At 59.1% G+C, this 5,474-nt stretch carries 7 protein-coding genes; 6 read left to right on the top strand and 1 reads right to left on the bottom strand.

All coding sequences use genetic code 11. The features are described from left to right. From VJ651_RS13095 to VJ651_RS13070, 6 genes are all read left to right on the top strand, one after another. The coding region (locus tag VJ651_RS13095; protein ID WP_324107874.1) for a cupin domain-containing protein at positions 1-355 on the top strand (355 nt) is incomplete at its 5' end. Between the two features lie 558 nt (positions 356-913). Continuing rightward, positions 914-1,564 (top strand): HNH endonuclease signature motif containing protein, encoded by a 651-nt coding sequence (locus VJ651_RS13090; RefSeq protein WP_324107873.1) that lies wholly within the window; start codon positions 914-916, stop codon positions 1,562-1,564. Between the two features lie 9 nt (positions 1,565-1,573). Continuing rightward, positions 1,574-2,188 (top strand): hypothetical protein, encoded by a 615-nt coding sequence (locus VJ651_RS13085; protein WP_324107872.1) that lies wholly within the window; start codon positions 1,574-1,576, stop codon positions 2,186-2,188. Positions 2,189-2,340: 152 nt separating this feature from the next. Further along, positions 2,341-2,661 carry a tautomerase family protein gene (locus VJ651_RS23630; protein WP_414691345.1) on the top strand — a complete coding sequence of 107 codons (321 nt, stop codon included), beginning with the start codon at positions 2,341-2,343 and terminating at the stop codon, positions 2,659-2,661. A 205-nt stretch (positions 2,662-2,866) separates the two neighbouring features. Beyond that, on the top strand, positions 2,867-3,730 hold the full coding sequence (locus VJ651_RS13075) for a class I SAM-dependent methyltransferase (RefSeq protein ID WP_324107870.1): 864 nt from the start codon (positions 2,867-2,869) through the stop codon (positions 3,728-3,730). 65 nt (positions 3,731-3,795) lie between these two features. Then, entirely contained in the window at positions 3,796-4,590 is a 795-nt protein-coding gene (locus VJ651_RS13070; RefSeq protein WP_324107869.1) for a class I SAM-dependent methyltransferase, read from the top strand. A gap of 46 nt (positions 4,591-4,636) precedes the next feature. Here VJ651_RS13070 and VJ651_RS13065 read toward each other — a convergent pair. Then, positions 4,637-5,474, bottom strand: an 838-nt coding sequence (locus tag VJ651_RS13065) for a DUF3734 domain-containing protein (RefSeq protein WP_324107868.1), incomplete at its 5' end; no start/stop codon positions are given.

Below are 5,474 nucleotides of genomic sequence, written 5' to 3'. Positions count from 1 at the left end.
GGTGACCGAATCGCTCACCATCTGCCGCTCCGGCGAATCCTTCTCGGGCGAGCAGGGCGACACCGAGCAGAGCTACGCCTACAACTCCCTGACCCGCCCCGGCACCGCCGGCCACGTCATGGAACCGTTCCTCCTCACCTTTGATCCCAAGGTCCCGCAAGGCGTGCCGATCACTCACGACGGCCAGGAGTTCGTGTACGTGGTCGAAGGCGCGGTGGAGCTGTTCTACGATGGGCGCAAGTACCGGCTTGAGCAAGGCGACAGCGCTTATCTGAATGCGTCCTTGCCGCATACCTTTCATGGGCTGGGGGAGCGGGCGGCGCGGATGCTGGCGGTGGTTAGTTCGCTGAGTTGAGGGGGGGCACTGGTCATTGGGCATGCGCGATCTTTTGTTGAAACTGGGCGACCGAGGTCAAGGGTAAAGCGACGATATGACTCCCGTTGCCCTTTCCTTCATCGACGAAAATTTCGCGATGCGTCTTCTCGGTCGCGTGCCGGCTCAAAAGGCGAGCGGGCCATTAGTGCGAGAATTTCTTTCATTTCAGTAGCTTGGTTCCTCAGCTCCCATTTCCATGAGATGCTGCGTATCGTGGAAACCGATGTACCATGGAATCCGGTAGAAGTATGCCTCTCCTATACCTAATTTCCAATGCGTGGTTCGGATGAATGTTTCGACGTCGTTCTTGCGCTTGGGTTGGGGGGAGACGGGCAAGAGAACGGGAGAAGGGGAATACATGGAAGCCGTCGGTGTCTGTTGGTTATTTATGGCTAGATCAGCATGCGATATATACGCGCCAGCCAGTTGCGTCATGGCTTGCGGATCGGTCCGGCCGGTGGGATGAGCGTACGGGTTACCGGGGTAGGCAGAAAAATTTTTCAGTCTAGTTTAATAAACTTGGAGTTATCAAACAGCGTGCACTGCATTCGTGAACCTATTTGCGAGATCTTCGACACGGCTCGTTATATGGATGCGGCCGTTTCTGCCCATCTATCCGGCCACAGTGAACTTGCTACGGCTCTCTTTGCCGTTGCCAACTGTTCTGTAACGCGCGCATGGCTGGAGTCGGTATGGGGTGCGAAAAGCCCCTACGTCAAGGTACGCTCCTTCGTGGGGACGCCACTCGAGCCTGGAAAAGTGGAGTCGGCTCGTATGCCCAACCGAGCCGAGATTGCGCAGCTGCACGCGCGCGACGGCTACCACTGCCGCTACTGCGGCATCCCAGTGATCCGACCAGAGGTCCGAAAGTTCGCGTGCCAGCTATATCCGCAGGTCGTAACTTGGGGCTCTACCAACGCATCGCAGCACGCCGGTTTTCAGACACTTTGGGCGCAGTATGACCACGTGGTTCCGCATTCGTACGGTGGAACCAATGACCTCGACAATCTCGTCGTCAGCTGCGCTGCGTGTAACTTTGGGAAGATGTCCTACCGGCTGGAGGAGCTCGGTCTTTCCGATCCTCGGCAGCGGCCGGCGATACAGTCACAGTGGGATGGCCTCGAAAGGTTGCTGGCGAGTGCACCTAACAATTCGAACGCCGCCAAGCATTTCAACGTGAGCTACTAGGGGAGGCCAATGGAAGTCGCAACGTTAGTACTCGAGTACCTTCGGGTCGTCCTTAGTCCGCAGATGATCGTTGGTGCCATTGGTGTAGCATTCTTCTACTTGTTTAAGTCCGAAATCAGGTCCTTGTTGTCGCGTATCGCAACAATCAAGTGGGGTTCTGCTGAAGTATCTGCTCCTCAACTACCTGCAGATATCTCTCCAAAAAATGATGTGACACCGCCGCCTGCAAATGAAGAGAACCAGCAGGCGTTGTCGCTGCCGGCAGACGCAAATCTAACCGCCGATGAAAGGCAGCGTCTTGAGAAGACCTTTATTGCAGAGCGTGCGCGTGCTCACCTTTGGGAGTATAGGTACTTAAACTACTTCTTTGTCCACAACACGCAACGGGTTCTTGACTGGCTTGCATCTCTGCCAAACGCTCCGACGTTCCTGATGTATGACGCTTGGTGGCAAAGCACAATCCCGAGCGCGGATCAACGGCGCACAATTATCAACGTCCTAGAGAGTCATAACTTAATCCATTTCAATGGTGAGCTCATTGAGATCACCCCCAAGGGGCGAGAGTACATTCAATGGCGTGGCCCTACCCCGCCAGTTCTGCCTACTCAAGAGTCTGCGATCTGAGCGGCTAACAATTCTTTTAGTTAAGCCGAAGCCACTTGGCGACTCACTTACCAGCACGGTAGGTCGGGCTGCAAAGCCCAACCTTGAATGAGATAGCCCCGCGCGCATCAGCGTAATGCTGTTTTTCCAACGCTTCTAAGTCGACACTCCCAATGCCACTAACAAAAATTTCCGCCCCCAGGCACCTCTCATCAAGCAAGGTAAAAGCTCTTGCCGAGGCTGTTCAGGACGGGTTAGTGAAAACCTGCAATGTCCCGCCGAACGATCTTTTTCAGCTGATTTCTCGCTTCGATGCTGAAGAGATGATTCTTGATCCTCATTTCGGCGGCGTACACCGGTCCAGCGACGCGTGCATCGCCGAAATCGTTTTTTTGAGCGGGCGTACCGATGATCAGAAACGAGCGCTTTTTCGTCATATTGCTGACAGAGCAGTGGAAGCAGGCTTCCGGGCAGATCATGATTGCGCTGGTTGAAAATTCTCGCATAGCGCGCGCGAAGACCTCTTGCACTTCGACATGGCGGTGAACGATGGCAATGCCGTCGCGTCGTGACAACAATCGCTTGTTTGCCTAAGGGCGAAGTTTTTCACGTGAATTAGGACGTCAAGACGGGGAAGACTATGCGCCCGTGCGCCCTGACGCGAAGTAAAATCAAGGTCCAACCGAGAGGAAGACGTTCATGGCCGAGCAGCAACCTTCATTCGACGCAGCGAAGTACAAGAACGCACAGCGAGAGCAATGGAACAAGGACGGTGCGGCTTGGCGGCGCTGGACTCCCACCCTGGAGCGTTGGTATGGCGTCGCGACCCGGCAGATGCTCGACCTGGCGAGGATTCAGCCAGGCCAGCGCATCCTGGACATTGCCGCCGGCGCCGGTGAACCGGCGCTCAGTGCCGCGGAGCGAGTTGGGCCCGGCGGTTACGTGCTGGCGACCGACATCTCGGAAGGGATCATCGAGCTTGCGCTCCAGGTCGCACGTGAACGCGGGCTCAAACAGATTGAGACCCGCGCCATGGACGGTGAGAAGCTCGATCTTCCGGACGCTGCGTTCGATGCGGTGCTGTGCCGACTGGGCCTCATGTATATGCCGCACCCGATGACAGCGCTACGTGAGTGGCGCCGTGTGCTGAGACCGGGCGGTCGGGTCGCCGTCGCTGTCTTTTCCACGCCGGATCGAAACAGTTGGGGTGCCATGCCCGCTTCCGTGATTCGCCGGCGCGCGCAGCTCCCGCCTCCCGTTCCGGGGCAACCCGGACCGTTCAGCCTCGGCAGTCCCGGGGTGCTCGAAGATCTCTTCCGTCAAGCCGGATTTGCCGATCCCGAGCTTCGCGCTGTGCCGGTGCCCCATGGCGCAGCGAGTTCGGCCGCGTACGTCCAGGTCGCGCGAGAAGCCTTCGGTGGATTCAATGCCATGATGGCTCACCTGTCTCCTCAGGAACGCGAGTCCGTGTGGAACGAAGTGGAGGAGTCAATGCGCAGTTTCGAATCGCCAAATGGATTCGAGGTGCCGGGTGAGTGCCTTGTCCTTGCAGCCACGAAGTGATCGCTCGGACTGCCAACCACTCGCGGTATCCGCGTTGCGCGTCATCACTGCACAGGAGGTTCACTATGGAGCCCAAACAAGTTTCCGACACCTGGGAGCGTGGCAACCCGTATGAGCAGTATGTCGGCCGGTGGAGCCGGCAGGTGGCGCCGCTGTTCTTGTCGTGGTTGAACATTTCGGCCGGGAAGAGATGGCTGGACGTGGGATGCGGCACGGGCGCGCTTTGCGCGGCGATTGCCGATCAGTGCGCTGCATCCTCCGTCGTCGGCGTCGAACCTTCGGAGGGATTTCTGAAGACCGCAAAGGACAATCTCGGCGCGCAGGCAGAGCTGCACCAAGGCAGCGCGACGGCGATTCCGCTCGGCGATGCGTCGATGGATGTGGTGGTCTCGGGGCTTGTCCTGAACTTCATCCCGGATCAGAGCGCCGCGCTCGCTGAAATGAAACGGGTAGCGGTCAAGGATGGCGTGATCGCGGCCTATGTCTGGGATTACGGGGGAAAGATGGAGCTCATGCGCTTGTTCTGGGATGCGGCAGTCGAGCTGGACCCGGACGCTGCGAAGGTGGACGAAGGCGTGCGTTTTCCGGTGTGCCGTCCGGAGGCGCTCTTTACCGATGCTGATCTGACCGGAGTTGAGGTGAAGCCGATCGACATTCCGACGCCGTTCAACAATTTCGATGACTACTGGCAGCCATTCCTCGGCGGTCAGGGCCCGGCGCCTGCATATGCGATGTCGCTCGACGATGCGACAAGAGCGCGCCTGCGGGAGCGCCTGAGAGAACGTATTCCCGTGAACGCGGACGGATCGATATCCTTGATTGCCCGTGCCTGGGCAGTTCGCGGGACTGTCGCACACTAGATGATGTGCGACGCAATCGTGAGCCGCAACTGCTCTTGCTCACGCTCTATTTCGTCCTCCCCGCAAACCCATCCACCCCCTTGCCCAAGGTCGATGGCGCACCCGCCAGCATGTCATGAATGACAACGCCTTCAATCGGATCCACCGGCCGGTTCCAGGGCGACAGATCCAGCATGCGCCGCGTGTCCTCGTAGCCGGCCTGCCGCCTTGCACGGATGCCGGCAGGCGTGAAGTCGATGTCTTTCAACTGGTCTTCGCCATCGAGGCCGGATGCGACGAGGCGGACGACGTGCATCGTCGTCTGGCAGCCCCATGAGGCAAGCTCCTTGATATCGGCGGAGTTGCGCAGCCTCTCCGGCATTGCGTTCGCGAGCTTGAGGATGACGTGGCGCAGGTGATGGATCTGCTTTTGCCGCGCCATGTGGCTGTTCGCGCGGCTGGCGTACTTGATGTCCTTTGCCCTGCCGGCCACTTGCCATAGCGTGTCGGGCGCGGGGCCGTCCGGCTTCCACACGTCCACGCTGAAGATCAGGGAGTCGCGGCGCGGGCGGTCGTCGAGAACGGCTTCGATCGGCGTGTTCGAGTAGATGCCGCCGTCCCAGTAGAACTCGCCGTCGATGCACACCGCCGGAAACGCAGGCGGCAGGGCGCCGGAGGCCATGACGTGGGCCAGTGCGATCGCTTCGCGGCGGCTGTCGAAGTAATGCATTTCTCCGCTGGAGACCTTGACGGCGCCGAGCGAGAGACGGGTGTGCCGCGCGTTGAGATAGTCGAGGTCGAGCAGTGCGGCGAGGGTGTCGCGCAGCGGCGATGTCAGGTAATACGCCGCGTTCTCGACGCCGAGTTGCGCATGCTGCCCGAGCAGGGCCATGGGGTTGGGAACA

This window comes from Noviherbaspirillum sp. (assembly GCF_035254865.1).
Classification (GTDB): domain Bacteria; phylum Pseudomonadota; class Gammaproteobacteria; order Burkholderiales; family Burkholderiaceae_D; genus Noviherbaspirillum.
This window is presented reverse-complemented; position numbering and strand designations above follow the sequence as displayed.

Excerpts from the sequence above, each read along its gene's own strand:
- VJ651_RS13075 (WP_324107870.1), top strand. The coding sequence starts at position 2,867 with ATGGCCGAGCAGCAACCTTCATTCGACGCAGCGAAGTACAAGAACGCA.
- VJ651_RS13070 (WP_324107869.1), top strand. The coding sequence starts at position 3,796 with ATGGAGCCCAAACAAGTTTCCGACACCTGGGAGCGTGGCAACCCGTAT.
- VJ651_RS23630 (WP_414691345.1), top strand. The coding sequence starts at position 2,341 with ATGCCACTAACAAAAATTTCCGCCCCCAGGCACCTCTCATCAAGCAAG.
- VJ651_RS13085 (WP_324107872.1), top strand. The coding sequence starts at position 1,574 with ATGGAAGTCGCAACGTTAGTACTCGAGTACCTTCGGGTCGTCCTTAGT.